The sequence below is a fragment of the Arthrobacter sp. SE2 genome, from assembly GCF_058244265.1.
Genome location: NZ_JBZAYA010000009.1, coordinates 22,165 through 46,117, shown reverse-complemented (window position 1 = coordinate 46,117; position 23,953 = coordinate 22,165). Strand labels below are relative to the sequence as shown.

General features: G+C 63.5%; 27 protein-coding genes. 8 read left to right on the top strand and 19 right to left on the bottom strand.

Translation table 11 applies throughout. The annotated features are described in order from the left end of the window. Window positions 1-141 precede the first annotated feature (141 nt). The 4 genes from AC4CS3_RS13660 (at window position 142) to AC4CS3_RS13645 (ending at window position 4,656) form a co-directional block, all read left to right on the top strand. Entirely contained in the window at window positions 142-1,839 is a 1,698-nt protein-coding gene (locus AC4CS3_RS13660; protein ID WP_490783925.1) for a transposase, read from the top strand. Next, on the top strand, window positions 1,833-2,750 hold the full coding sequence (locus tag AC4CS3_RS13655) for a TniB family NTP-binding protein (protein WP_319801826.1): 918 nt from the start codon (window positions 1,833-1,835) through the stop codon (window positions 2,748-2,750). The genes AC4CS3_RS13660 and AC4CS3_RS13655 overlap by 7 nt, the downstream gene beginning before the upstream one ends. Beyond that, window positions 2,747-3,940 carry a TniQ family protein gene (locus AC4CS3_RS13650; RefSeq protein ID WP_490783924.1) on the top strand — a complete coding sequence of 398 codons (1,194 nt, stop codon included), beginning with the start codon at window positions 2,747-2,749 and terminating at the stop codon, window positions 3,938-3,940. The genes AC4CS3_RS13655 and AC4CS3_RS13650 overlap by 4 nt, the downstream gene beginning before the upstream one ends. A 101-nt stretch (window positions 3,941-4,041) precedes the next feature. After that, window positions 4,042-4,656: a recombinase family protein gene (locus tag AC4CS3_RS13645; RefSeq protein WP_490783923.1), complete on the top strand. Its 615-nt coding sequence runs from the start codon at window positions 4,042-4,044 to the stop codon at window positions 4,654-4,656. Between the two features lie 110 nt (window positions 4,657-4,766). Here the strand turns inward: AC4CS3_RS13645 and AC4CS3_RS13640 are convergent, their stop codons facing one another. The 7 genes from AC4CS3_RS13640 to AC4CS3_RS13610 all read right to left on the bottom strand — a co-directional run bounded on the left by AC4CS3_RS13640 (window position 4,767) and on the right by AC4CS3_RS13610 (window position 10,222). Further along, window positions 4,767-5,966 carry an MFS transporter gene (locus AC4CS3_RS13640; RefSeq protein ID WP_490784052.1) on the bottom strand — a complete coding sequence of 400 codons (1,200 nt, stop codon included), beginning with the start codon at window positions 5,964-5,966 and terminating at the stop codon, window positions 4,767-4,769. A 217-nt stretch (window positions 5,967-6,183) separates the two neighbouring features. After that, window positions 6,184-7,593 (bottom strand): MBL fold metallo-hydrolase, encoded by a 1,410-nt coding sequence (locus AC4CS3_RS13635; protein WP_490783922.1) that lies wholly within the window; start codon window positions 7,591-7,593, stop codon window positions 6,184-6,186. A 116-nt stretch (window positions 7,594-7,709) separates the two neighbouring features. Continuing rightward, entirely contained in the window at window positions 7,710-8,072 is a 363-nt protein-coding gene (locus tag AC4CS3_RS13630) for a thioredoxin family protein (RefSeq protein ID WP_490783921.1), read from the bottom strand. Between the two features lie 52 nt (window positions 8,073-8,124). Next, complete coding sequence (locus AC4CS3_RS13625; protein ID WP_490784051.1) at window positions 8,125-8,439, bottom strand: rhodanese-like domain-containing protein; 315 nt, start codon at window positions 8,437-8,439, stop codon at window positions 8,125-8,127. 47 nt (window positions 8,440-8,486) lie between these two features. Next, the gene (locus AC4CS3_RS13620; RefSeq protein ID WP_490783920.1) at window positions 8,487-8,828 is read right to left on the bottom strand and encodes a rhodanese-like domain-containing protein; all 342 of its coding nucleotides are present in this window, start codon (window positions 8,826-8,828) and stop codon (window positions 8,487-8,489) included. 21 nt (window positions 8,829-8,849) lie between these two features. Beyond that, the gene (locus AC4CS3_RS13615) at window positions 8,850-9,608 is read right to left on the bottom strand and encodes a sulfite exporter TauE/SafE family protein (RefSeq protein WP_490783919.1); all 759 of its coding nucleotides are present in this window, start codon (window positions 9,606-9,608) and stop codon (window positions 8,850-8,852) included. Next, window positions 9,605-10,222, bottom strand: a complete 618-nt coding sequence (locus AC4CS3_RS13610; RefSeq protein ID WP_490783918.1) for a rhodanese-like domain-containing protein — start codon at window positions 10,220-10,222, stop codon at window positions 9,605-9,607. The genes AC4CS3_RS13615 and AC4CS3_RS13610 overlap by 4 nt, the downstream gene beginning before the upstream one ends. Window positions 10,223-10,346: 124 nt before the next feature. On the opposite strand from AC4CS3_RS13610, the gene AC4CS3_RS13605 reads away from it, so the two are divergent. Genes AC4CS3_RS13605 through AC4CS3_RS13595 form a run of 3 tightly spaced genes read left to right on the top strand, consistent with a single transcriptional unit; the run spans window position 10,347 to window position 11,456 of the window. Further along, complete coding sequence (locus AC4CS3_RS13605; RefSeq protein WP_441871858.1) at window positions 10,347-10,604, top strand: metal-sensitive transcriptional regulator; 258 nt, start codon at window positions 10,347-10,349, stop codon at window positions 10,602-10,604. A gap of 45 nt (window positions 10,605-10,649) precedes the next feature. Continuing rightward, the gene (locus AC4CS3_RS13600; RefSeq protein WP_490783917.1) at window positions 10,650-11,066 is read left to right on the top strand and encodes a DUF302 domain-containing protein; all 417 of its coding nucleotides are present in this window, start codon (window positions 10,650-10,652) and stop codon (window positions 11,064-11,066) included. A gap of 3 nt (window positions 11,067-11,069) precedes the next feature. Further along, window positions 11,070-11,456, top strand: coding sequence for a DsrE family protein (locus AC4CS3_RS13595; protein ID WP_490783916.1), 387 nt, complete (start codon window positions 11,070-11,072; stop codon window positions 11,454-11,456). A 542-nt stretch (window positions 11,457-11,998) separates the two neighbouring features. On the opposite strand, the gene AC4CS3_RS13590 is transcribed toward AC4CS3_RS13595, so the two are convergent. The 12 genes from AC4CS3_RS13590 to AC4CS3_RS13535 form a co-directional block, all read right to left on the bottom strand. After that, on the bottom strand, window positions 11,999-13,021 hold the full coding sequence (locus tag AC4CS3_RS13590; protein ID WP_490783915.1) for a hypothetical protein: 1,023 nt from the start codon (window positions 13,019-13,021) through the stop codon (window positions 11,999-12,001). Between the two features lie 390 nt (window positions 13,022-13,411). Continuing rightward, on the bottom strand, window positions 13,412-14,905 hold the full coding sequence (locus tag AC4CS3_RS13585; protein WP_234748601.1) for an NAD-dependent succinate-semialdehyde dehydrogenase: 1,494 nt from the start codon (window positions 14,903-14,905) through the stop codon (window positions 13,412-13,414). Further along, the gene (locus tag AC4CS3_RS13580) at window positions 14,902-15,675 is read right to left on the bottom strand and encodes a carboxymuconolactone decarboxylase family protein (RefSeq protein ID WP_234748602.1); all 774 of its coding nucleotides are present in this window, start codon (window positions 15,673-15,675) and stop codon (window positions 14,902-14,904) included. The genes AC4CS3_RS13585 and AC4CS3_RS13580 overlap by 4 nt, the downstream gene beginning before the upstream one ends. A gap of 114 nt (window positions 15,676-15,789) precedes the next feature. After that, a complete protein-coding gene (locus tag AC4CS3_RS13575) occupies window positions 15,790-16,488 on the bottom strand; it encodes a GntR family transcriptional regulator (RefSeq protein ID WP_234748603.1) in 699 nt (232 codons plus the stop codon). 36 nt (window positions 16,489-16,524) lie between these two features. Continuing rightward, complete coding sequence (locus AC4CS3_RS13570; RefSeq protein ID WP_234748604.1) at window positions 16,525-17,415, bottom strand: NAD(P)-dependent oxidoreductase; 891 nt, start codon at window positions 17,413-17,415, stop codon at window positions 16,525-16,527. Continuing rightward, window positions 17,412-17,816, bottom strand: a complete 405-nt coding sequence (locus AC4CS3_RS13565) for a carboxymuconolactone decarboxylase family protein (RefSeq protein WP_234748605.1) — start codon at window positions 17,814-17,816, stop codon at window positions 17,412-17,414. The genes AC4CS3_RS13570 and AC4CS3_RS13565 overlap by 4 nt, the downstream gene beginning before the upstream one ends. Before the next feature lie 2 nt (window positions 17,817-17,818). Beyond that, window positions 17,819-18,223 carry a cupin domain-containing protein gene (locus AC4CS3_RS13560; protein WP_234748606.1) on the bottom strand — a complete coding sequence of 135 codons (405 nt, stop codon included), beginning with the start codon at window positions 18,221-18,223 and terminating at the stop codon, window positions 17,819-17,821. Next, complete coding sequence (locus AC4CS3_RS13555) at window positions 18,220-19,227, bottom strand: NAD(P)-dependent oxidoreductase (RefSeq protein ID WP_234748607.1); 1,008 nt, start codon at window positions 19,225-19,227, stop codon at window positions 18,220-18,222. The genes AC4CS3_RS13560 and AC4CS3_RS13555 overlap by 4 nt, the downstream gene beginning before the upstream one ends. Beyond that, complete coding sequence (locus AC4CS3_RS13550) at window positions 19,164-20,021, bottom strand: SDR family NAD(P)-dependent oxidoreductase (protein WP_234748608.1); 858 nt, start codon at window positions 20,019-20,021, stop codon at window positions 19,164-19,166. The genes AC4CS3_RS13555 and AC4CS3_RS13550 overlap by 64 nt, the downstream gene beginning before the upstream one ends. Then, window positions 20,018-20,836 carry an N-acyl homoserine lactonase family protein gene (locus tag AC4CS3_RS13545; RefSeq protein ID WP_234748609.1) on the bottom strand — a complete coding sequence of 273 codons (819 nt, stop codon included), beginning with the start codon at window positions 20,834-20,836 and terminating at the stop codon, window positions 20,018-20,020. The genes AC4CS3_RS13550 and AC4CS3_RS13545 overlap by 4 nt, the downstream gene beginning before the upstream one ends. Before the next feature lie 530 nt (window positions 20,837-21,366). Next, window positions 21,367-22,140 carry an SDR family NAD(P)-dependent oxidoreductase gene (locus AC4CS3_RS13540; protein WP_234748610.1) on the bottom strand — a complete coding sequence of 258 codons (774 nt, stop codon included), beginning with the start codon at window positions 22,138-22,140 and terminating at the stop codon, window positions 21,367-21,369. Continuing rightward, complete coding sequence (locus tag AC4CS3_RS13535; RefSeq protein WP_234748611.1) at window positions 22,137-22,586, bottom strand: GlcG/HbpS family heme-binding protein; 450 nt, start codon at window positions 22,584-22,586, stop codon at window positions 22,137-22,139. Before AC4CS3_RS13535 ends, AC4CS3_RS13540 begins: the two co-directional genes overlap by 4 nt. Window positions 22,587-22,842: 256 nt before the next feature. Here AC4CS3_RS13535 and AC4CS3_RS13530 point away from each other — a divergent pair, with 256 nt between their 5' ends. Next, a complete protein-coding gene (locus AC4CS3_RS13530; protein WP_234748612.1) occupies window positions 22,843-23,922 on the top strand; it encodes a sugar ABC transporter substrate-binding protein in 1,080 nt (359 codons plus the stop codon). Window positions 23,923-23,953: the final 31 nt, after the last annotated feature.

Genomic DNA, 23,953 nt, shown 5'->3' with positions numbered 1-23,953 from the left:
TCATTTTCAGCACCAGCCTGCACGACGGCCCGCGTCTTTTCGGGGTTGTGCAGGCGAGTGTTGAGCACTGGTTTTTCAGTACCCGTCTGCACTAACCTCGTTTCTGCTTGATACTCCTCTGCACAACAGGGAGGTGGCGGAGTGGACTCGGAACCGGTGCGCATTGGCGAGTCCGGCACGTTGACCATGCCGGACGTTGTGTGGGATCGCACGAAGATAGTTTCGGCAGTGATCGCACCGTTGGCAGCGAAGGCGGTTGTCGGCAGGGCAGCGGTTGATGCGGCCGCATCGGGGTTGGGGGTATCCCGCCGCCAGGTCTATGTATTGATCAAACGGCACCGTGACGGATCTGGTCTGCTGACGGATTTGGCCCCGCGGCGTTCCTCCGGCGGGAAAGGAACCCTGCGCCTCTCTGATGCGGTCGAGGACCTCGTCCGCGAGCTGGTGCGTAAGCAGTTCCTGACCCGGCAGAAGCGGACGTTAGCGGCGGTGTATCGCGACATCGCGGCAGCATGCCGGGCACGAGGACTTCCTGTTCCGGCCAGGAACACCGTGGAGCGACGGATCCGGGCGCTGAACCCGGTGGAGGTGGGCCGCCGCCGGGGCGGAGCGGATGCGGTGCGTGGCTTGCAGTCCGCCGGTGGCCAGGTTCCGTTGATCGGGGACATTTTGGAGCAGGTACAGATCGATCACACGGTGATCGACGTGATCGTCGTCGACGAACTGGAACGGCAACCGATCGGCCGGCCGTATCTGACCGCCGCGATCGATGTCTACAGCCGATGCATTATTGGCATGGTCGTGACTCTGGAGGCGCCGTCGGCAGTGTCGGTCGGCTTGTGTCTGGCGCATGCCGGCACCGATAAACGGCCCTGGCTTGAGAGTTTGGGTGTTGAGGCGCAGTGGCCGATGAGCGGAAAACCGAGGCAGTTGTATCTGGACAACGCCAGCGAATTCAAGAGTGAGGCGTTGCGGCGCGGGTGTGAGCAGCACGGGATCGAGCTGGCCTATCGGCCGCAGGGCCGGCCGCACTATGGCGGGATCGTGGAACGGGTGATCGGCACCGCGATGGCCCAGGTCCACGAACTTCCCGGGACCACATTCTCCAATCCGGTCGAACGCGGCCGGTATGACTCGGACCGGATGGCGATGCTCACCCTTCGCGAGCTGGAGAAATGGCTGACCCTCGCCGTGGCCGGCTACCACGGCACCATTCACAGCACCTTGGGACAGACACCGGCTGGCCGCTGGACCGACGGAGTCGCGGCCACGGGGATGCCGGCCGTGGTATCGAACCCGACAGCCTTCCTGGTCGACTTCCTCCCGGTCATACGGCGCACCCTGACCCGGACGGGATTCGTCATCGACCATGTCCACTATTTCTCCAACGCGCTGTCGCCCTGGATCAGCCGCCGCGACACGCTTGGCCCTTTCCTGATCCGCCGCGACCCGCGGGACATCAGCCGGATCTGGGTACTGGAACCGGACGGGCACCTCTATATAGAGGTACCGTATCGGACCATGGCGAATCCGGCCGTGAGCCTGTGGGAGCACAAACACGCCCTGGCACGGCTCCACGAGCGCGGCATCTCGCAGGTGGATGAGGCGGCCCTGTTCCGGATGATCGAACAGATGAGAGAGATCGCGGGCACCGCGACGAAAACAACCAAACGGATGCGCCGCGACACCGAGCGACGCAACATAGCGGCTACCGCAACGGAGAAGCGCGCCAAGAGCCCGGGCCCTCCAATGCCGCCTCAATCGCCTGACGATCAGATGCCGGACGCCGAGCCGGTAGCGGCCCAGGTGTCCCGGTTCGATCAGATCGAGCAGTGGTGAGAGCGCCCGACGGCGTCGCGTCTGATTTGTCCCACCTGCATCCGGCGGTGCGGGACGCGGCACGGTTGCCAGCAAAAGAGCGGGTGGAACTGATCCGGGCGGACCGGTGGATCGGCTACCCGCGGGCCGTGGAAACGGTGGCACGGCTGGAGACGCTGCTGCGCTGGCCGGACAAGCAGCGGATGCCCAACCTTTTGCTGGTCGGGCCGACGAACAATGGCAAGTCCATGATCGTGGAGAAGTTCCGCCGCGGGCACCTGCCAAGGACCGAAGCGGACCGGGAACACATCCCCGTGTTGTGTGTGCAGATGCCGTCCGAGCCTTCCGTGCTGCGCTTCTACATCGCGCTCCTCGCCGCCCTCGGCGCGCCTCTTCAGCCCCGGCGGCGTCTGGCCGAGGTGGAGCAGGTGTCGCTGAACCTGCTGCGTGCCACGGGAGTGCGCATGCTCGTCATCGACGAACTGCATAACGTCCTCGCCGGGCAGGGCAACAGCCGCCGCGAGTTCCTGAACCTGCTGCGATTCCTCGGCAACGAGCTGCGCATTCCAATCATCGGGGTCGGAACACGGGAGGCGTATCTTGCGGTCCGATCCGATGACCAGTTGGAGAACAGATTCGAACCCGTCGTCCTCCCCCTGTGGAGTAACGGCGCCGACACCCTGTCATTGTTAGCCAGCTTCGCCGCCGCGCTGCCGCTGCACCGACCGTCCCGGATCGCCACCGCGGACATGGCCAGGTATTTGCTGGCCCGAAGCGAGGGAACCATTGGAGAACTCACCCGGCTTTTGACCACGGCGGCGATCGCCGCCGTGGAAAGCGGTGAAGAGAGCATCAACCACCGCACCCTGGCCATGGCCGAGTACGCCGGACCCACCGAACGGCGGCGATTGTTCGAACGGGAACTGCTGTGAGCGGACCCCCACGGTGGCCGGTGCATCCTGCGCCGACCGACGGTGAGGCGCTCTCCTCCTGGCTGCGCCGGATCGCCGGCTGCTACGGGACCGACACAGAGCACCTGGGCGATGACATCGGCTACAAGCTGGGGACGGGCGACCTTGACGACATCGACATGGCGCCTCGCCCTGGCATGATCGAGGTCCTGGCGGAGCGGACCGGGGTCGCCCCTGCCCGGCTGCGGCAAATGAGTGTGGCCGGATGGGTTCCGTGGTTGCTCGATGACATGGACCCCGGCACGGACGGCTTCGCCACCTATACCCGGCAGCTGTCGGTGCTGCGGCCGGCCGGGAAACACAAAGCGCGGCTGGTCCCGTCGTGGCGGCCGTGGCTGCCGGACCGACTGCCGGCGAGAGGGTGTCCGGAATGTGTGGCAGCGACCCCATCCCCTCATCCCTACCAGTTACTCTGGGCAATCCCCATCGTCTCCAGCTGCCCGGCCCACGGCTGCTGGCTGGAGGCAACCCTCGCCGCGCGCAGCTACTTCGGAATGTGGGATTTCGACCGGCCAGCACCCAGGCCGGCACCGCAACAAATCCTGACGTTGGATCAACGAACCCAGCACGCCTTCGCGCTCGGCCATGTTGACCTTCCGCGCCGACGAGTCCATGCCGGGATCTGGTTCCGGCTTCTTCGCACCGTCATCGATGAGCTCAGCTGCCCCCTCTCCGAGAACCGACCATCCGATACCGGCACCATCCGCCAGATATGGAAAGAAGCCGGCTATCCCGCCCGCGACGGACAGGGGCTCTGGCGCCCGTACGAACAGCAACCGGAAACGGTGCAACGGCACACCATGGAAGCTGCGGCCGCCGCCATCGCCCTCCTCGAGGCAGGGACAGTCACCGGACGCGGAACACATGCCAGTCTCTTCCTGCCCGAGCCGTACCGGGAAATCGATAACGGCAAACCGGCGAAGGAAAACCCGCAGGAAAAAGCCGTCTATCCGAAACCGCTCAGGCAGGCACTGGAGGAAGCGATCCAGGCATCACGGGAAGACCCCGCGGAGGCGCAGGCCCTCTACAACTTCGCCCTCATAGGATGCAGAACACCGGAGTCCGTGACCCGGCTGAGGGCCGACTTCGCCGAGCTCGGCATTCCCTTGGAAACCATGTCACCTATCAGCACTCATGCATCCTTTGCATGACGTAGAATAAATGACGGGTAAAGTGACAATTTTTGGAAACGCCGTGCTTTGAGTGACTGATGTCACTTAAACGAACGTATAAATGACAGGGGAAGATACCAGTGCTGGTCGGATACATGCGCGTCTCAAAGGCCGACGGGTCGCAGACCACGGATCTGCAGCGCGACGCGCTCCTGGCCGCCGGCATTGACGCGGACTCCCTCTACGAAGACAGAGCGTCCGGGAAGAAGGATGACCGTCCCGAGCTTGCCGCGTGTCTCAAGGCCATGAGGCACGGGGACACCTTGGTGGTATGGAAGCTTGACCGGCTGGGCCGGGACCTGCGCCACCTGGTCAACATCGTCCACGACCTGACGGAGCGCGGTATCGGGTTGAAGGTTCTCACCGGGCAGGGCGCCGCCATTGACACCACCACGGCCTCCGGAAAGCTTGTTTTCGGGATCTTCGCCGCGCTGGCCGAATTCGAACGCGAGCTCATCTCCGAACGCACCCTTGCCGGGCTCGCCTCCGCGCGGGCCCGCGGCCGCAACGGCGGACGTCCGTACAAAATGACGCCGGCGAAACTTCGGCTCGCCATGGCGTCCATGGGTAAGCCCGGCACCAAAGTCAGCGAACTCTGCAACGAGCTCGGCATCACCCGCCAGACCCTCTACCGGCATGTGTCGCCGACCGGCGACCTGCGTCCGGACGGCCACAAACTCCTTCACACAAAGTGACCATATGAGGTCCTGATACGAACGAAGTGAACCAGCGGTTCGCTGCCACCCCGGTGGCCCCGGCCAGGATACCCTTCCTGCGAACTGCATGACATCGCGCGGGCAGGCTGCTACCGCTTTGTCAGGTGGTCCGATCCGCGCATGCGGACCCCGACGAGGATGCCGGACAGTGCAGTGAGGGCGGCGACGACGGCAACAGCTGCCGGGATGCCGAGGGCGTCCGCGAGGACGCCGGCGAGCAGCGCGCCGACAGCGAAACCGCCGTCGCGCCAGAGCCGGTAGATACCCACCGAACGCGCCCGCCATTCCGGGTGTGCGACGTCGCCGATTGCGGCCAACAGGGTGGGATAAACCAGCGCGGTTCCGAGGCCCAGGAAGATTGCGGCAGCCAGCCAGACACCGAAGCTCGTTCCGACTGCGACCATGCCCAGTGCCACAGATTGGACCAGCATGCCGCCGACGATCATCCATTTACGGCCGTATTTATCAGACATGGCGCCGGTGACGAGTTGACCGGCTCCCCAGACGGCGGGGTACGCGGCGGCGAGGATGCCGATGCGTTCGACGCTGAGCCCGGCGCTGGCAAACAGGACAGGGAACAGGCCCCAGGCAAGGCCGTCATTGAGGTTGTTCACCATGCCGGCCTGGCTGACCGAGGATAATGACTTGTCCCGGAAGCTGGTGAGGGTGAAGATCTCCCGGTTGCTCAGGTCCCGGTGTGCGCCGGAGTGGGCTGCCGTGTGGCTGGACGCCTCGACCCTGGCATGGTCTCTGGTTTCCTTCACCGCAAAGACGGACAGGCCCAGGCCGAGTGTGATGTAGGCGGCTCCGAGCAGGAACGGGCCTGGCCGCAGACCGTAGCTCGCGGCAATGTAGCCGGTGGCCAGGGCAGTGGCGGCTACGCCGAGGTAGCCGGCGGCCTCGTTCAGGCCCATGGCGAGGCCCCGCCGGGACGGCCCGACCAGGTCCATTTTCATCACCACAGTGGTGGACCATGTCAGGCCCTGGCTGATGCCGAGGATCACGTTGGCGGCGACGATCCAGCTCCAGGAGGGCCCGAGGATCAGCAGCAGGGGGACGGGGAGGGCGATGAGCCAGCCCGTCACGAGGACGGGTTTGCGGCCGTAACGGTCCGAGAGGGTTCCGGCGAAGTAGTTGGTGGCGGCCTTGGCCACCCCGAAGGCAAGGATGTATGTCAGGGCCGACGTATACAGGTCGAGGTGGAAGACCTGTCCGGCCAGCAGCGGCAGGATGGTGCGCTCCTGTCCGAGGGTCCCGCCGACGAGGGCGTTGACGGTGACCAGGAGCATAAACTGGGCCAGGTTCTGACGCAGGCCCAGGGTGAGCGCTGGCCGCGAGGGGGTCCCGTGTTGTCCGGGGCGCTGCGGGAAAGAGGTGCTGCCGGATTTCACGGATGTACTCCAGATGTCGGAACGATGGCCGGAGCAAAGCTCTGGCGGTGGCCGGGTTCCCGTACCGCCGCCAGAGCTTTGCCTTCATGTCGCGCTATGCGCTGCTGTTTTTGTTTTAGTTGCTGGAGACGGATTCGCGGGCCTGCTGCCAGGCGTTCCAGGCGGCGTAGCTGCCGTCGAGTTCGACGACGTCGTACCCGGCGCGGCGCAGGGCGCTGGCCGCCACGGAGTTCCGTACGCCGGACTGGCAGTAGGAGACGATGGTGCCGCCGACGGGCAGTTCATCCAGGTGCCACATGATCCGGCCCCCGCTGAGCTGGTACGAGCCCGGGACATGCCCGGCTGTGTGCTCGGTCTTGTTGCGGACGTCCAGGACCATGGCGGCGTCGAAACCGTCGATTTCCTCGGGCTGGATCAGCTTCGGCGTGAAGGTGGGCAGCCCCTCGATGCCGGTGACATAACCGGCCACGTTGTCGATGCCGACCCGGACCAGGTGGTCCCACATGTCCTGCGCCTGTTCCTGGTCCTTCGCCAGGAGCACCAGCGGATTCTTGTCCGTCTCGGGGTTGACCACCCAGGCGCCGTAGCTTGACACCGACTTGCCGGACGGAACGTTCAGGGACCGGGCCACTGTGCCTTCGTGGACCTCGGCGTTGGAACGGGTGTCGATGAACGTCAGGGTGTCCTCGGCCAGGCCTGTGGCGACGATTTCGGTGGAGAGCTCGGGCAGCGGGGTGCGTTCGCCCATGACGTCCGGGCCCACGCGGTTTTCGCGCTTCATCCGGCCGAAGTAGGCGTGCGCGTCGGGCTGGCCGTCGAGCAGTTCGTCGATGAAGCCCTGTTCATCGTTAGCGGCCAGGTAGGGGCCCCACCAGGCGTAGAGGCGTTCGTAGCCCACCGTGGAGGACGGGATGGCGCCCAGGGCCTTGCCGCAGGCGCTGCCCGCGCCGTGGGCGGGGTGGACCTGGACGTAGTCGGGCAGGGTGAGGAACTTGTCGCGCAGGCTGGCGAAGAGCTGCCTGGCACCCAGGAAGCGGGTGTCGATGCCGCCGGCTGCTTCATCCAGCAGGTCCGGCCGGCCCAGGTCGCCGGAGAACACGAAGTCTCCGGAGAGCAGGTAGCCGGGTTTATCGCTGAACGCGCCGTCGGTGACCAGGAAGGACAGGTGCTCCGGGGTGTGCCCGGGGGTGTGGACGGCCTTGATGCTGATGTTGCCCAGGGTGATGGTGTCGCCGTCGTAGAGCCGATCGCCGTCGAATTCGTACTGCCAGTCCGGGCCGCCCTCACCCGAGACGTAGATCTTGGCTCCGGTGGCGGCGGCCAGCTCGCGGGTGCCGGAGAGATAGTCCGCGTGAATGTGGGTCTCGGTCACGGCCACGATCTTCATGCCGCTCTTCGCTGCAAGCTCCTGGTACACCGCGATGTCACGGCGCCCGTCCACCACGATCGCTTCACCCTTGGCCTGGCAGCCAATCAGGTAGCTGGCCTGGGCGAGGTCTTCGTCGTAAATGCGCTCGATAAGCATGTGGTGCTCTCCTTCAGTTGAAAGGGGGAAGTTTTGTCTCTGGCAATAAGTTTAAATACCCCAGGGGGTATAACGCAAGGGCTGTCGCCAAGGCGATTTCGCTGCGGCCCGTGCGGTCAGGCGTGCTGGTGCGAGGCTTCGGCGCGGAGTTTGTCCATGTCCAGGTTCTTTACGGCCTGGATGACTTCCTCCAGGCCGGTGGCGTTGAGCACGCCGGGCTGGGAGAAGACGAGGGTCTTGTACTTGAAAGCCATGAGCGTGGGGATGGAGGTGATGTTCGCTGCGGCGGCGAGGGCCTGTTCGGCTTCGGTGTCCACCTTGGCGAAGGTGATGTCCGGGTGCCGTTCGGCTGCGGCGCCGTACGTGGGGGCGAACATGCGGCAGGGGCCGCACCAGGCTGCCCAGAAGTCAACGAAGACGATGCCGTTGTCTTCCAGGGTCTGGGCGAAAGATTGGTTGGTGATGTCGATGGTTGCCATGGTCTGTCGTGTCCTTTCGGGCGGGTGTGGAAGGGTGCCCTGCGGCGGGGGTCTAGGTGGTAGGGAGTCCGGCGCGGGTCCAGGCGGTCATGCCGCCGGCCATGGTGTCTGCCGTGTAGCCGGCGCCGTTGAGGGCGTCGGCGACGGCGGCGCTGCGGTTGCCGCTGCGGCATACGGCGATCACGGGGACGGCCGGGTCCAGTTCGCCCAGGCGGGCCTGCAGGTGGCCCATGGGGATGTGCAGGGCGCCGGGGATCATGCCCTCGGCGACCTCGAAGTCCTCGCGGACGTCGAGGATCCGGGCGGTGGAGCGGCGCTGTTCGGCTTCGGTGATGGTGATTTCACCATGGAGGTTCTCCTTCGAAATGGTTTTGGCAGGTTGGTGCAGCGGGTGTTTGTTCAGCGGGTTCTCTTCTAGCGGACGGGTTCGCCGGCCTGGCGCCAGGCGGCCATGCCGCCGCGCACCGAGTAGGCGTCGTATCCCTTGGCGGCCAGGAGCCGGGCTGCTGAGGCCGAACGCACGCCGGAGGCGCAGACGGCGATCACCGGCCGGGTCTTTTGGATTCCTGCTGTATTGGCCTGCAGCCTGTCCAGGGGGACGTGTTTGGCCTGCGGCGCGCGGCCGGTCCGCCATTCCTGGGCTGACCTGACGTCGATGAGGGTGGCTCCGGAGCCCAGGAGTTCCTTGGCCTGTGCCACGGAAATCGTCTTGTAGGGCTTGGCGAAGGCCTTCTTGAGGGAATCGATGAGTCCCATGGGATTCTCCTGTTCTAAGGGTCAGTCGGTAATGGTGCTGGCGGTAACCCAGGCTGCGACGGCGAAGATGAGTACCGCGAATGAGATGCGGATGTGTTTGTCCTTCAGGCGGCGGGCGACCCGGGCGGCGATGAGTGAGCCCAGGATGGCGGGGATGGCGAAGGCCAGGGTGGTGGCCCAGTCGATCGTGTAGCCGGCCGCGTGGGCGCTGAATCCGGCTGCGGAGTTGACCACGATGATCGCCAAAGAGGTTCCGACGGCCTGCTTCATGCGCAGGCCCAGGAAGATGGTCAGTGCGGGAGTGATGAGGAAGCCGCCGCCCACGCCGAGGAGCCCCGTGAGGAACCCGACGAGCAGTCCGACGCCCACGGCCTTCGGGGCGCAGGACCGGAAAGCCCGGTGCGGCCCGGTACTGCAGGCCCCCTCCGTTTCGCGGGTCTTCATGAGCATCCGGATGCCAGCGGCCACCATGATCACGGCAAACGCCAGCATCAGGACGTTCGGATCCAGGAGTTTGCCGACGGCCGCGCCGGCCCAGGCCGCCGGAATGCCGGCGGCCCCGACCAGTGCGATCACGGGCCAGTTCAGGCCCTCCCGGATCCGGGGCAGCAGGGCCGCGAGCGAGGAGATGCCCACCACCAGCAGCGAGGTGGGAATGGCCTGGGCGGGGCTCATGCCCACGCCGTACACAAGGGCCGGAACGGCGATGATGGAGCCGCCGCCGCCCACAACGCCCAGGACGACGCCGACGACGAGCCCCAGAACCAAGGCCGGAATCATGCCGCAGCGCCCTCGTCAGCCTTCTGCACGGGAAGCTGCAGAATGGCGCTTTCGCGGGTGGGCTCCTTGGCGGCCTTGTTCCACGGCATGACAGACAGGGCCTTGCCCATGGCGCAGGTGTTGGTGGCAGCCGAGAACGTCAGCCCGGTCCCGATGGCGCCGGCCAGCATGCGGACCTTGGGGGAGACGAACCTGCCCCCCATCAGGCCCAACATCACCAGTGAGCCTGCGGCCAGGCGGACCTGGCGTTCCAGATCCCAGCGGTCCTTGCCCTTGACCACGTCGCCGCCAGCGGCAGCAAAGCCGGGAACCCCGCCGGTGAGGACATAGGCGGTGTCCAGGCCGACGGTGGCCATGCGCTGGCGGGCCTGCTCTGCGCGGACGCCGGACTGGCAGACCAGCACCACGCGCGAGCCCAGCCGGGCGGCGAGTTCGTCGGTGTGTTCCGAGAGCAGCGGCAGCGGCACGTTGTAGGACCCGCGGATGTGCATGGATTCGAATTCGGCGGCGGAGCGCACATCGATCACGACGAGGTCCTGGTGCTCTTTGAACCAGGCCTGAAGGGTCTCGGGAGCGAGTGCGGTCACAGTGGTTGCTGTGGAAGGGGGTGTCATGGGGGCCTCTCAAAAGGGGGGCTGGTGGATACCCCACCGAGTATTGCAGATACCCCCGGGGGTAGTCAAAACACCCATGGGGGTATATGCTTGAGCGCAGCACCCCACCGATGGAGACCCTCTTATGGAACTGAACCCAGCCGAACTAACGCCCGTGATTAACCGCCTCAAGCGCGCCCAGGGCCAGCTCGCAGCCGTCACACGGATGCTCGAGGAAGGCCGGGACTGCAAGGACGTCGTCACCCAGCTGGCGGCCGTGTCCAAGGCCCTTGACCGGGCGGGCTTCGCCATCATCGCCACCGGGCTAGAGCAGTGCATTGTCCAGAAGGACGAGACCATGGACCGGAAGGACCTGGAGAAGCTTTTCCTCTCGCTCGCCTAACCAGCCAGCTTCAACACCGGACCGTCATCAACTTCGAGGAGCACCATGACGTACACCCTGGCCACCACTGTGTCCCTGCCCTGGGCCGAAGCGCTGGAACGCACCCGTGAGGCCCTTGCCGCGCAGGGTTTCGGGATCCTGACGGAAATCAACATCCGGTCCACCTTCGAAGCCAAGCTTGGCGCCGAAGCCGCGGACGCCCTCGGCGACTACGTCATCCTCGGGGCCTGCAACCCCGCCCTTGCCAGCCGTGCCCTCGCCGCCGAACCCGAAATGGGTACGCTGCTGCCCTGCAACGTGGTGGTGCGCCGGAACAGCTCCGCGGACTCCACCACAGTGGAAGCCATCGACCCGCAGACCATGGTCCAGCTCAGCAACGTTGCGGCGGTCAAGGAAGTGGCGCACGACGCCGGCACGCGCCTCCGCAAAGCCCTCTCAGCGCTCGGTGAAGTAACGGAGTAAATGATGTCAACGACCCGAACAACCGCAGAAGCCGCGAATACCGGAAACAGCAAGGGTCTTCTCATTCACGCCGCCGGCCCGCTTGAACCGAACGTCCTGGCCGGTATTATCCGCAGCGCCACAAACGCCCGCGCAGCACTCCACCCTCAGACTGGCATTGAATTGGTTGTTCAGGGGGCCGGCGTGAAACTCCTTGCTGCAGGCTCCCCCGCCACCGAAGCCATCAACGACGCCCGGCAACTGAACGTGAGAATCCTCGCTTGCGGCAACAGCATGCGCTCAGCCGACTTGGAAGAAAAAGACCTCATCTCCGGCATTGGCACAGTTCCTGCGGCAATCGCCCACCTTGCCGATCGCCAATGGGACGGCTGGGCCTACGCCAGGCTCTAACACCTGGCAAATCTCCGGAATCCTCCGCCCCGCGCCGGACAAAACGAGTCAGGTCTTCTACATGCTGACATCCAACCAGTGCAGACGACTTCTGACATTCCGTGCAGACGACTTCTGAAAATGACAAGAAAGGGCTCCCAGGCGAGAAACTCGCGTCACTTAATCCGTAACTTAATCAATGTCAATTTAGCAGACTACTTGGACGAGTTATGTGACACTTGCAGTATGGCACTCATCGGATATGCGAGATAGTTCGGCATGAGACGTGTCCAACAGGTGTGTGTCTCACGGTGTCCTCATGAGCAAGGGTGACCTCGGAAGGCAGTTTGTGGCGACGGATCCCGCAGGCGCTGTGGAGCTTATTCGCAGATGGAGGACCATTGGCGCCTGGATGGGGCCTCGGTCGAAGGAAAATCAAATAGGCCAGTTGACGGCCCAAGCGTGAAGCCTGACGGTCGGGAGCGTGACTAGGGGTCGCCGTAGCATCCGGGAAGGATCGGGCGGATTGGCTTTGCGGGCTGCTGAGTAAGGCCCGACATCACCTACGGTTGTGCTCCGCCGTCAGCAGGAGGGTCACCCGCGTCCGAAACCGCCATGGGCGTGGCGAACAGCATCACACGCTGAAACTGATCCGCCGAGCCGTCATACCGGGGACGCTGCGCCGTCGGCGGCAGGAGACCGTCAATCCAGTCCAGAATTTCCCGCGTCAAACCAACCAGACGTGCACCCTCAACTGCGTCCACGGGGGCCTTCCCTTCGTGCGCGAACGTGTTCCGCGCCTTCCGAAGCTTCTGGAAGCCCTCCCACAGACGGGCCTCCTCCTTTAATGAGCGTTGGGCGACCGCGAGCGGAAGGGAAATGAATAGCTCATCCGTCGATATACGACGGTTGCTCACCCACTCCCAGACGGATGGATGGACCGTGTGCATCCGAGCCAGGATGTCTAGCGCCATCGTCATCCGCGTCTCCAGAGCGGTAAAGGCAAGAACCAGCGCAGGTCCAACTTGTTGGGCTGCGAGAGCTTGAGCATCGAGAAACAGTTCTTCGGACGCTGAGACCTCGTAGCTCAAAGGAAGGTTTCCGACCGCTGCCCACAGGCCGGGAGTCAGCGCAACGGCGTTAAAGCTCCCAGACCCGAACTGCCGCCTCCGATAAAGATCCGGATCGGGGTCCAGCTCTGATCCGTCATCGTGCAGATAGTCCATCCGTGCGGTGAAAGGCCCAGCGGCTATGCGGGGGATCCAGCCAGTTCCAGCGATCAGGCGTAGGCGCGAGATCCAGTTATTGAGAAGCTCTCTAGCAAGCTCGGTGGGCGGGTCCTCTCGGGGACCCGGTCGGCGGTCGAAATCGTCTGCGACGAAGTCGATTTGCATGGCGTCACATTCGATGCAGGGCTCCCCGTTCAACAACGATTCCGGATCGGCTACGACGGTCAGGTCACGATCAAGCAGTCGGGCGGCATCCAGGACCGCGATCTCAGCGGTCTCAGGGTCCCACGGCAACATTGATCGATAAGGCGGGTAGATCCGGACCTTGTAGTCGCCCGACTGCGACTCAACAGGCACCCCATCCCCAAGACTGGCCGGCACAAACATCCGAAATGGCATCCGAAAACGAAAGCGAGCGATCACGAATCACAGGGTACCCCGGTGGACTTGCCCGCAAAACCAGGGGAGTGATCTATGCCGCCGTATTTGCATCAGCCGCGAACATGGCAGTGGCCAGGTCCGAGCGGGCGCCGGGCCTTACTCAGCAGCCCGCAAAGCCAATCCGCCCGATCCTTCCCGGATACTACGGCAACCCCAGGATGCCCTGGGCCGCGTTTTATCGCCTTCTTGGCCGGTCTTGGATGTTGGCGGGGCAGTCCACATGCATTTCGATAACGACTGTCGATTGGGGTGCTCCATTCAGCCAAAGGAAGGCACCCGGCGCGGGGCCTGCGCGGTCCGGCAGCGTTAGCTGGCGTATGGGTCGGCGATGCCGATGTACTGGGTGTAGAGGTATTCCTCGATGCCTTCGAGGCCGCCTTCGCGGCCCAGGCCGGACTGCTTGACGCCGCCGAACGGTGCAGCTGCGTTGGAGATCACTCCAGCGTTCAGGCCGAGCATGCCGGTCTCGAGGCGTTCGCCCATCCGGAGGCCCCGGTTGAGGTCCTTCGTGAAGACGTAGGCCACGAGGCCGTAGTCGGTGTTGTTTGCCAGGCGCACGGCCTCATCTTCGGTGACGAAGGTGATGATCGGCGCGACGGGCCCGAAAATCTCCTCGGAGAGGATCCGGGTGCCCTCGCGTACATCGAGGAGGAGGGTGGGCTGGTAGAAGTAGCCCGGACCCTCCACCGGTGCCCCGCCCATGATTAAGACGGCACCATCGCGCACAGCGTCGGTGACGAGTTCGTGGACCTTGTCCCGGCTCTTGGCATCTATCAGCGGACCGACCTTGGACTCGGCTTGGGTGCCGCGAGCGGTGGTCATCTCCGCCATCTTCGCTGCGAACTTCTTCGCGAACTCCTGTGCCACAGACTCATGGACGATGAAGCGATTCGCTGCGGTGCAGGCCTCGCCCATGTTCCGCAGTTTCGCTAGCATCGCACCTGCGACGGCGGCGTCAACGTCGGCGTCCTCGAACACCACGAACGGGGCGTTGCCGCCGAGCTCCATCGAGGTCCGCAGGACAGTCTCGGAGGCGTCGGCGAGCAGCCGGCGGCCGACCTCTGTGGAACCGGTGAAGGAGAGCTTGCGTAATCGGGAATCCTTGATCAGCGGGCCCGTGGTGGCGCCCGCGGTGGACGTCGGGATCACGTTCAACACACCGGCCGGCAGCCCGGCTTCGACCATCACGGCGGCGAAGAGCTGCGAGGTCAGCGGAGTCAGGTTGGCAGATTTGAGCACCATGGTGCAGCCGGCGGCGACCGCGGGGGCGATCTTGCGGGTCGCCATGGCCAGCGGGAAGTTCCACGGCGTGATCAGGAGGCAGGGGCCCACCGGCTTCTTGGTCACCAACATCCGGGACTTCCCGTCCGGGGACACCGAGTATCGGCCGAATGCACGGACGGCTTCCTCGGAGAACCAGCGCAGGAACTCCGCCCCGTAGGTCACCTCGCCGCGGGCCTCTTCCAACGGCTTTCCCATCTCAAGGGTCATCAGCAGCGCGAAATCCTCCGCGCGGGCCGTGACTATCTCAAAGGCCCTTCGAAGAATCTCCCCGCGTTCACGCGGGGAGACCTTTGCCCAGGAATCCTGCGCCGACGCCGCGGCATCCAAGGCCGAGGCGGCATCTTCGGGTCCGGCATCTGCGATGCTAAGCAGCACTTTGCCCGTAGCCGGGTCCTCGATGTCGAAGGTCTTCCCGGACGCGGCTGGACGCCAGTGTCCGTCGATCAGCAGACCGGTGGGAACAGTGGCCAGCATGGCGCTCTCGCGTTCCGCAGTAACGGTGGGTTGTGTGTTCATGATGCGGTCTTTTCTGCTTCGAATGCGGCGATTTCTTCAAGGATGATGGGGGCGGCGGTCGTGGCGGCGTGGATACCGATAACGCTGGCTATCTCAAGCACTTCGATGATCTCCTCCACTGTGGCGCCGTAGTGCAGGGCGTTTTCCATGTGCAGCTTGGTTCCGCGTTCGTAAAGATGTGTGGCAGCGGTATCACACGCGATGTAAATGAATTCTTTGACCTTGGGCGCCAAGGGCCCGTACTTCCAGGAGGCCGAGGAGAACTCCGCGTATGCTTCAACGTATTCTGGATCCAGTTCCAGAATGTCGTCCCAGGTCTTGTTCGAGCAGCCGCGGTTTTGGGTGAATTCCTTCTTCACTTTCTCCTGGTCCTCAGTGGGCGGCCGCTTCGCGGGCCGCATGCCGGATTCGTCCAGCACTTCACAGAGAATCGGCACGCCGACGTTCATAGCGTGCACGCCCAGGGTGCTGGCCAGTTCCACGACCTCCATGATTTCCGCTGAGGAGGCGCCAAGCCTCAATGCTGCCTTGACGTGTTGACGCACCCCCGGCAGATACATGTGGGTAGCGGCGCTGTCCACGGCGATGTAGATGAACTCCTTGATCTTGTCCTCTAGCCTGTTCTTTGTCCACGGCACGGATGAGAGGGAGAGGTAACCGGACAGGAACTCGGGGCTGAGAGCCAGGATGGCCTCCCATGAATGGCTCCAGGAGCCACGGACGTCGATAAAGTTCTGTTTGACTTCCTGCTGTCGGGGGGTTAAATCCACAGGTCTTCCTTACTAAGGTCTGGGCCGGCTTCGGTAATCACTTGCCAACCGGCAACGCTGAGGGCATGGCGTGCCAGGAGATAGTCGATATGCAGGGTGAAAGAGCAGTTGTCGCTAATCGTCGAAAGCCGCAAGTGCGGTGCGCGCGGCTCGTCGGATGTGTGCCGTGTAGAGCGCCGTAGCGAGGGGAGCATCGTGTTTGACAATGGCCGCGACGATCGCTTCCATCTCCACTACGGCTTCGATCGCGCGTCCCGGGCGGGACAGCGATGTGGCTCGGAGCACGTGCACCCGGGCCTGAATCTGCTCGATGAGCTGGCGGAGCGGCTGGCTGCGGGCCCCTGCGATCAGGACAGCGTAGATCCCATCCTTGGCCGTGAGAATCACCTGCATGTCGTCGATGTGCTGCTCGGTTTCGGAACGGTAGTGGGCTACGGCCGCCTGCAGCAGTTCGATTTCAGAGTCGGTTGCGCGTTCGATGAACCGCAGCACAATCATGGACTCCAGAGCCCCGCGCACCTCATAGAGGTCTTCAGACTCAGACCGCGTAGGCCGGCTGACGACAGCGCCCTTTTGGGGTACCACCGTCACCAGTCCCTCGGAAGAAAGCTCCCGGATCGCTTCCCGGATCGTGGTCCGGGAGACGCCGAGCTGTTCCATGAGTTCGCGCTCCACCAGACGTTGCCCGGGTTGGAGCTTCAGACCGGTGATCGCTGCCCGCAAGCGGTCCGCCACCTGCTCACGGACCGGGGCAGCGACGCGCCCGAGCGGCTCCGACGTCCAGGTTTCGGCCAACGAGTTGGGACCGTTCATCGTCTTCCTTCTTCCTGCGTGTGAAATTGAGCCATGTTACCCGTGGCTGGCTGCTGGCTCTTGTGAAGTCTCAGCCACCCAGCGGGCGATTTCTGTGTGGTCGGCACTCTCCGGCAGGGCTTCGGCCGCTTCTTCCCAAAGCTTCACTGCCGCATGGCTGAGCCGCGAGGCTGCATGCACCTGGTCCGCGAGATCTATGGCGATCTTCATGTCCTTGAGCATCAGTCTCAGGGTGAATCCGGAGTTGTAGCTCCTTGGCAGGATGAAGTTGGGCCATTTGTTCTCTGTCGAACCGCTTTTGCCGCTGGACCCGTTGACGATCTGCAGCAGCAGCTCCGGTTCCACCCCGAAACTCTGCCCGGCCAGGATGGCTTCGCTACTCACGAGCAGGTGGGTTGCCGACATGAGGTTGTTCAGGGCCTTTGCAGCGTGTCCCGCTCCGACTTGGCCTGCCCGCTTGACTGTTCCAAAGACATCCAGCACGTCGCCAGCTTCCGCAAGGTCCTGCTCGTCGCCGCCGGCCATGACGGTGAGCGTGCCGTTCTCGGCACCTATCACGCCACCGGATACAGGGGCGTCGACGAATCGGATGTTGTGTGTCCTTAGCCGCTGTTCCAGATCCTTGCTGCGCATTGGTTCGCTGGAGCCCATGTCGATCACCAGGGTGTTAACGGCCAGCGCGGCTGTCACTTCGGGGCTGGTGATGACGCTTTCGACGACATCGGAGTTTGGCAGCATCAAGATCACGACGGTTGCTCCGGAGACGGCTTCTGCCGGTGATCCGAAGCTGGCTCCTCCTGCGGTCGTGAGTCTGGCTTTAGCATCCTCGGAAAGGTCGAAGCCCCTGACCCTGTGGCCGGCGGCCAGCAGGCGCTGCGCCATCGGCGAGCCCATGTTCCCCAGACCGATGAAGGCAATTGTGGTCATGGCGTCTCACTAACCCTGAGTTCGTTCAGCACCTTCTCTGCCACCCGGAAGGATTCCAGGGCCGCCGGGACGCCGACGTAGATGGCAGTCTGCATAAGTATTTCCTGGATTTCCTGTTCCGTGACGCCGTTGTTGATGGCGCCGCGGACGTGGACCCCAAGTTCGTGGGAGCGGTTCAGGGCGGTGAGCATTGCCAGGTTGATCATGCTGCGGCTGCGGCGGTCCAGGCCTTCACGGTTCCAGACGGCGCCCCAGCAGTACTCGGTGACAAGTTCTTGGATCGGACGGCTGAACTCGGACACCTGCCCGAGGGAGCGTTCCACGTGGCTCGCGCCAAGCACCTCCTTGCGGGTGGCCAGTCCCTCTTCGTACGTTCTGGCGTGGGTTTCGTTGGGGTGCATGGTTATTCCTTCCGGAGCTCTGGGGTTTTGGTGTAGTCGGATTCTTCGACCGGTTCGGCCCAATGGGTCAGGCCAAGGGAAACTGCCGTGTGCGTCATGAACGAGTCTGTTGCAGCCCCGTGCCAGTGGCGTTCCCCCGGCGGGCACCACACGGTATCGCCGGCGTTGAGCACACGGGGATTGTCCTCGCCGTCTGCATGGATGAGACCGCGCCCGGCAAGGATCTGGAGGATTTGGCCGTTTTCGTGGTGGTGCCAGTACGTTCTGGCGCCGGGGGTGAAGTTGACGGTGTTGATCGTGACGCCATCCGTGGACGCCATCGTTAGGTACGGGAAAGCGGTGCCGCTGAACTGCGAACCGGCCTTGCCTGCCGTGCCATCCTGCCCAGGTCCGTTGATGATCCTCATGGCCGCTCCTGCGCTGAGTGGGGCTCTTCGGGCGCATGACGGCCGGCCGGAGCCGGGTCGAAGAGCCGGACGCCGCCGGACACGTCACCGATGGCGTCGACCACTGTGTTGCTGATCTGATCGGAGTAGCCGAGGGCGTTGGCCAGACCGAAGCTCGCCAGCGGACCGGCGGAATTGGGACTTGCCACGCCGAGGTCCCCTGCCAGTTCCACGTAAGCCAGCACGTCCTTCATCATCAGGGCGTTGGTGAGGCCGCCCCTGAGGTAGTCCCCCTTGATGATCTTCGGGAACCTATTCAGCGACGCGAAACTGACCCCTGAGCTGTTGTTGATGACATCCAGCAGCACCTCGAGGTCCAGGCCGGCCTTCTTACCGGCAACCATTGCTTCCGCCGTGGCCGACAAGGTGATGGCGTTCAGGAAGTTGTTGATGAGCTTGGTCGTGTGGCCCGCCCCTGATGCTCCGGTGTAGAAGATTCTACTGGAGAAGAGTTCCAGCGTCGGCCGTACACGATCAAGGACGATCTCTTCACCGCCCACCATCAGGACCAATTCGCCTTTTTCTGCGGCGACCGCTCCACCGGAGATGCCGGCGTCCAGGTAGCTCGCGCCGACCGCGGCGACTTTTCCGGCAATCATGCGAGTGGAGCCGGGGGCGGAGGTGCTCAGGTCCACGACGATCTGCCCGTCTCGGAGGTGATCCAGGACGCCCCCGTTGCCGAGCAACACGGCCTCCACGACCGCACTCTTGGGCAGGGAGAGGAGGATAATGTCCGAGTCGTCCGCCACGTCCGCCGCGCTTCCGGCGGACGTGGCGCCTGCTGCCGAGACATTTGCTGAGACGGGGTCGTAGCCCAGTACTTCCTTTCCAGCCCTTGTGATGCAGGTGGCCATGCGGCCGCCCATGTTGCCAAGGCCGATAAATCCAATACGGAGTTCGCTCATTGTCCTGTCCTCTGGAAGTTGTTGCCATAGATGGCCTCGTCCACGCTGGTGGTGTCCCACGCCCCGGCGCCGCCGCTGGGCCTGACGGTGTTCACAATGGAGGCTCCGCCATCGGCCGCGATCACCTGGCCGGTCACGTACGCCGAGTCATCGCTCAGCAGGAAGGCCACGACGCCGGCGATCTCCTCGACGGTGCCGGCCCGGCGCAGCGGGGTGGTGCTGGCGCGCTGCGCCATGTCATTCTTGCCACCGGTGGTGGTTGCGGCGGCGGCGAAAAGATCGGTGGGCACGATTCCCGGCGCCACCGCGTTGACCCGGATGCCCAGCGGACCGCCGTAGACGGAGCCGCCATGAACCAGTCCCACAACGGCGTGTTTGGACGTGTGGTAAGCCAGCAGGTCCGCAGCCCCCGTGAGGCTTGCGATCGACGCCGTGATGGCAATGTTGCCCCCGGTGCCCTGCGCGGCGAACTGCCGGAATGCCGCCCGCATGCCCAGGAACTGCCCGCGGACGTTCACGTCCATGACCCGGTCGAAATCCTCCACCTCGACATCCGGCAGTGCCGCGAATTTGCCGAAGATCCCGGCGTTCAGGTGGTATAGGTCCACGCGGCCGAAGGCGTCCAGCGCCTCCTGCATGTAGTTGTGGACGTCGGCCTCGTTCGCCACATCGGCTGCCACGGCGATAGACCTGGTGGGCAGCGATCGCGCGACCTCGGCGGCGGCGTCGGCGTTGATGTCGACGACGATGACGTGTGCGCCCTCCGCAGCGAGCCGCCAGGCCGATGCTCTGCCCAGGCCGCCGGCCGCGCCGGTAACGACGGCCACTTTGCCGTCAAAACGCAGGATGGTCATGACTGTTCTTCCTTTCTGCCGATGGTTGCTGCTAGTCCGGCCAGCGGGCCAGCCTTGACGGGGCTGAACCGCTCCAGCGTGGAGGGATCGTGGCCTGTCACGAGATGGCTGGCGTTTGTGGACATCAGCTTCCGGATCGTGTCGAATCCGGCATACATTTCCCGCACGTCGTTGACGAACATGAACGGTATGTCCTGGTCGAATTCCTCGTAGTAGTGGATGGCATCGGAGGCGAGCACCACTTGGCCCTCGCTGGTTTGCACCGTGACGATCGACTGGCCAGGCGTGTGGCCGCCAACCCGTGAGACGCGGATGCCGGGGGCCACCGTGTAGTCGTCGTCGAAGGTGGTGATCCTGCCCTCCCCCGCCGCACGCTTCAGGTAATCCAGTTCCTCGGTTTCTATCGAGTGCTTGAACTGTTTGCGGGAGGCGAAGCTGCTGAGCCAGAACTCCAGTTCAGCGCGGGCCATGATGATGTTCGATACCGGGAACAGATCCAGATTTCCGATGTGGTCATAGTGCGCGTGGGTGACAACAACTTGCGGCGCCTCTCGGGGATCCACGCCCAAGGCCGCGAACGCCGCCGCCGGCTCGATGAGGAAGGTGCGGTTCCGCACCTCCCCGCCGTGCCGGGAAAAGCCCGTGTCGACGACGACGGTACGTCGCCCGTTGCGGATCACCCAGAAGAAGTAGTCCATATCCACGGGCTCATCAGCCGTTTTGTAGATGTGAAAGTTCAGGTAAACATCGCTCTTCACCGTGGATCGGGTACCGAATTTCACAATGCTGACTTGATACGTATCGCTGTTCGTCATGCTCGTAATCCTCGCTTGGGCAAATATTTTGTCAGCCTCGACCGGCTCGGACGACTTCGCATGCCGGTCGATCTCATCCTGGAAATGTCCTGCTTGCTGCTCTCCGGAAGACACTTGCGCAACGCCACAGGGTGATCAGGGCGATGACGACTTGGAAGAAGGCGGGGCGAGGAGGTTGCCGGTGCTGGAGGCCAGGAATGCGCCGATAGAGGGTCCCGGGCCGGCGGCGGCGATGTTAAAGCTGATAGCGCTGCCCGTGGACCGGGGGCGCCGGTGGAGCTCGACGGCCGTGCCCACCCCCGTCACGGACACCAGCCACCGGAAGGCACCCAGCAGGACCAGGCCAACTTCTTGTGCTGCATATCGGCTTCATTGAAGTTCACTAGTTACCTCCTCGTAACTCATTGGAGCGGTCGCAGTCTGCAACGGTCGTTACAACAAATTGTACGACAATCGTACGGTCTGTCAATATCTCTTGATCGATGGTAGCGCGCCCCCCCGGCTTGGCAGAGCGAGCACCGGACGATGCGTCAGGACGATCCACCGTCGACGATCAGAGTTTGACCTGTTACGAACGTCGATGCGTTTGAGGCCAGAAACAGGAAGGCTTCGGCCACTTCGTCGGGCGTACCTTGGCGCCGCAGCGGAACGCTCGCTTCGATGGATTTCGCTTGCGCGTCCCGGCCCCCCATGTGGGCCACAACGGGATCGTTGAAGGAGGTGTCTATCCAGCCCGGGGCAACGCAGTTGACGCGGACTCCTTCATGGCCGAGCTCACCGGCGAGAGTCTTTGTGAAGGCAATGATCGCGCCTTTTGATGCGGAGTACCCGGTGAGTCCCGGCGGCGCCTTGATGCCACCGGCCGATGCCATATTGACGATGGACTTATCTCCAGGCGAGTTCCGGAGGAAGGGGATGCCGTACTTGGCCGCGAGAAAGCACGACTTCGCGTTAACGGCCATGTGCAGGTCCCAGTCCGACTCCGCGAGTTCCGTGATTGGCGCGGATCGCTGCACTCCTGCGTTGTTGACGATAACGTCGATGCCGCCAAGGAACGACGCTGCCTCGTGGAACAGGTTTTCCATGCTGGCGGCGTCGGACACATCTGTGCGCACGAACAGGGCCTGGACGCCTTGATCCCTGAGGCGGTCCACTGTGCCCTGCGCTCCGGTGTCGATGTCACCAATGACGATCGAGGCGCCTTCTTCGCCGAACCTGTCGGCAATGGCTGCGCCGATATTGGCTGCGGCTCCGGTAAGCACTACCCGACGCCCCGTGAGAAGACCAGCTGTTGTTTTCGTCATTTTCCCATCCCTTCGAATGCTTCCACTGCCGCTTGTGCGATTGCCGTGTCTTCTTCGACGGAACCGCCGCTGGCCCCGACCGACCCCACGAGATCCTTGCCGTCGAAAAGAGGCATCCCGCCGGCGAAGGTGATGAGTGCGTGATCCGACCCGTGTTGTAGGCCGTAGAAGTCTCCACCGGGACGGGTGGGCTCGAGCAGAGCTCCGGATGGCTGCCGGAGCGATCCTGAGGTGTAGGCCTTGGCGCGCGCTACTTCTCCGGTCAGCAATGGGGCCAAGTCATGTCGTCCAAACGCCAAAAGTTCCCTGCCGGCGTCTAGAACAGCAACGCTTGCCGGTACCGATATCTCTTTCGCCCTGGCAAGTGCGGCGTCCAGGACGAGCCTGGCTTCGTCATAGGAGAGGACCCGCACATGGCGCTGCTGTGGTGCTGGTTTCTTCGGCATTGATTTCCTTTCAGGTTATCGTCATACGATCACACAATGTTGAAAATAACCATACTCAGTAAACAAGCGGATCTATCTCAAAACAAGTGATTGACGTCATATGAAGATCGTCGTACGATCATACAAGTTGATGAAGATGTTTCCCTTGCATGCAGCCTCCACCGAGATCTCGATGCCTCTTTGGAAACATCACGGAACCAACTCGACGTGGCACCTTCGCTCGGGCCAGCGTCATCACATAACAAAGGGGTTATCCATGAAACGTCGTAATCTTTCCGCTCTCGCAGTTGTCGCAGTTGTTGCTGTCTTCGCCACGGGGTGTGGAGCCCAGTCGTCGTCCTCCTCCTCGGCTGGCCCGAAGGTCACCATCGATGCGGGGGGAACGCCCGTGGAAGTGCAGGGCCCGATACGTCTGGCCTACTTTGCGCCGGGAACGAGCAACGCCTGGCTGCAGGCATCCACAAACACCGTGAAGGCAGCGGTCGAAAAGATCCCGGGCGCCACCGTCACGGTTTTCGATGCGAAATGGGACGGAACGACTCAGTTCAATCAGGTCCAGAACGCTTTGCAGAGCGGCCGGTTCAATGCAGCCATCATCGACCCGATCAACGACCAGATCATGTGCGACCCGATGTCAAAGACCGCCGCGTCCAAAGGAATCGTCGTTTCCGTCATCGCAGTACCCCTGTGTGGCAGGGCACTGAAGATCAAGGACGAGCAGTACACGCCAGGAACACTGAACTACATCGGCGGCACCGACAGCCAGACCGTATTCGACGGCTACATCGATTACATGGCCAAGGAAAACCCAGGGAAACAGACCGTTATCGCGTTGAGCGGTCCGCAGCTCTTCGGTGTGACCAAGAACCTGAACGCCGCGATCGAAAAAGCCAAGGCGGCCCATCCGGAGTTCAACATCATCTCCGTCGTTGACACGGACTACTCCCTGGCCCAGGGCCAGTCGAAACTGGCCCCGCTGCTGCAGGCAAACCCGGACACGACCGTCGTGTTCAGCGCAGCCAATTCTGACGTCACCCAGGGCGCCTATCAGGCGCTCAAGGCCGCAGGGATGCTCGACAAGGTGAAGCTGTATGACAAGGGCGCATCAAAGTGGGCCATCGACCAGCTGCGCAGCGGCGCCGTCGCTGCCTCATCCCCTTACTACCCCGCAACCATGGCCCAGCAGTCCGTCAACGCGATCGCCGACGCCTTCGCCGGCAAGAAAGTACCGACTTATCTCCCGAACGACGGCGCGACGCTGACCGGTGATGCGCTGCAGTCCGGTGTTCAGATCCTGAACAAGGCAGATGGCCTTAAGTTCAACGCCGAGTACTAGGGCACTGCGCCCGGTGGTGGATGCGCCAGCT

Bases quoted from the DNA above. Each gene is read 5' to 3' on its own strand.
- AC4CS3_RS13640 (WP_490784052.1), bottom strand. From the start codon at position 5,966: ATGCTCCTGGTCACCGTCAACGCCCTCGTCGGCGGGACCCTCGGACAG.
- AC4CS3_RS13635 (WP_490783922.1), bottom strand. From the start codon at position 7,593: ATGCTTATCGAGCGCATTTACGACGAAGACCTCGCCCAGGCCAGCTAC.
- AC4CS3_RS13630 (WP_490783921.1), bottom strand. From the start codon at position 8,072: ATGGCAACCATCGACATCACCAACCAATCTTTCGCCCAGACCCTGGAA.
- AC4CS3_RS13620 (WP_490783920.1), bottom strand. From the start codon at position 8,828: ATGGGACTCATCGATTCCCTCAAGAAGGCCTTCGCCAAGCCCTACAAG.
- AC4CS3_RS13615 (WP_490783919.1), bottom strand. From the start codon at position 9,608: ATGATTCCGGCCTTGGTTCTGGGGCTCGTCGTCGGCGTCGTCCTGGGC.
- AC4CS3_RS13610 (WP_490783918.1), bottom strand. From the start codon at position 10,222: ATGACACCCCCTTCCACAGCAACCACTGTGACCGCACTCGCTCCCGAG.
- AC4CS3_RS13605 (WP_441871858.1), top strand. From the start codon at position 10,347: ATGGAACTGAACCCAGCCGAACTAACGCCCGTGATTAACCGCCTCAAG.
- AC4CS3_RS13600 (WP_490783917.1), top strand. From the start codon at position 10,650: ATGACGTACACCCTGGCCACCACTGTGTCCCTGCCCTGGGCCGAAGCG.
- AC4CS3_RS13595 (WP_490783916.1), top strand. From the start codon at position 11,070: ATGTCAACGACCCGAACAACCGCAGAAGCCGCGAATACCGGAAACAGC.
- AC4CS3_RS13585 (WP_234748601.1), bottom strand. From the start codon at position 14,905: ATGAACACACAACCCACCGTTACTGCGGAACGCGAGAGCGCCATGCTG.
- AC4CS3_RS13575 (WP_234748603.1), bottom strand. From the start codon at position 16,488: ATGAACGGTCCCAACTCGTTGGCCGAAACCTGGACGTCGGAGCCGCTC.
- AC4CS3_RS13570 (WP_234748604.1), bottom strand. From the start codon at position 17,415: ATGACCACAATTGCCTTCATCGGTCTGGGGAACATGGGCTCGCCGATG.
- AC4CS3_RS13565 (WP_234748605.1), bottom strand. From the start codon at position 17,816: ATGCACCCCAACGAAACCCACGCCAGAACGTACGAAGAGGGACTGGCC.
- AC4CS3_RS13560 (WP_234748606.1), bottom strand. From the start codon at position 18,223: ATGAGGATCATCAACGGACCTGGGCAGGATGGCACGGCAGGCAAGGCC.
- AC4CS3_RS13550 (WP_234748608.1), bottom strand. From the start codon at position 20,021: ATGACCATCCTGCGTTTTGACGGCAAAGTGGCCGTCGTTACCGGCGCG.
- AC4CS3_RS13545 (WP_234748609.1), bottom strand. From the start codon at position 20,836: ATGACGAACAGCGATACGTATCAAGTCAGCATTGTGAAATTCGGTACC.
- AC4CS3_RS13540 (WP_234748610.1), bottom strand. From the start codon at position 22,140: ATGACGAAAACAACAGCTGGTCTTCTCACGGGGCGTCGGGTAGTGCTT.
- AC4CS3_RS13535 (WP_234748611.1), bottom strand. From the start codon at position 22,586: ATGCCGAAGAAACCAGCACCACAGCAGCGCCATGTGCGGGTCCTCTCC.
- AC4CS3_RS13530 (WP_234748612.1), top strand. From the start codon at position 22,843: ATGAAACGTCGTAATCTTTCCGCTCTCGCAGTTGTCGCAGTTGTTGCT.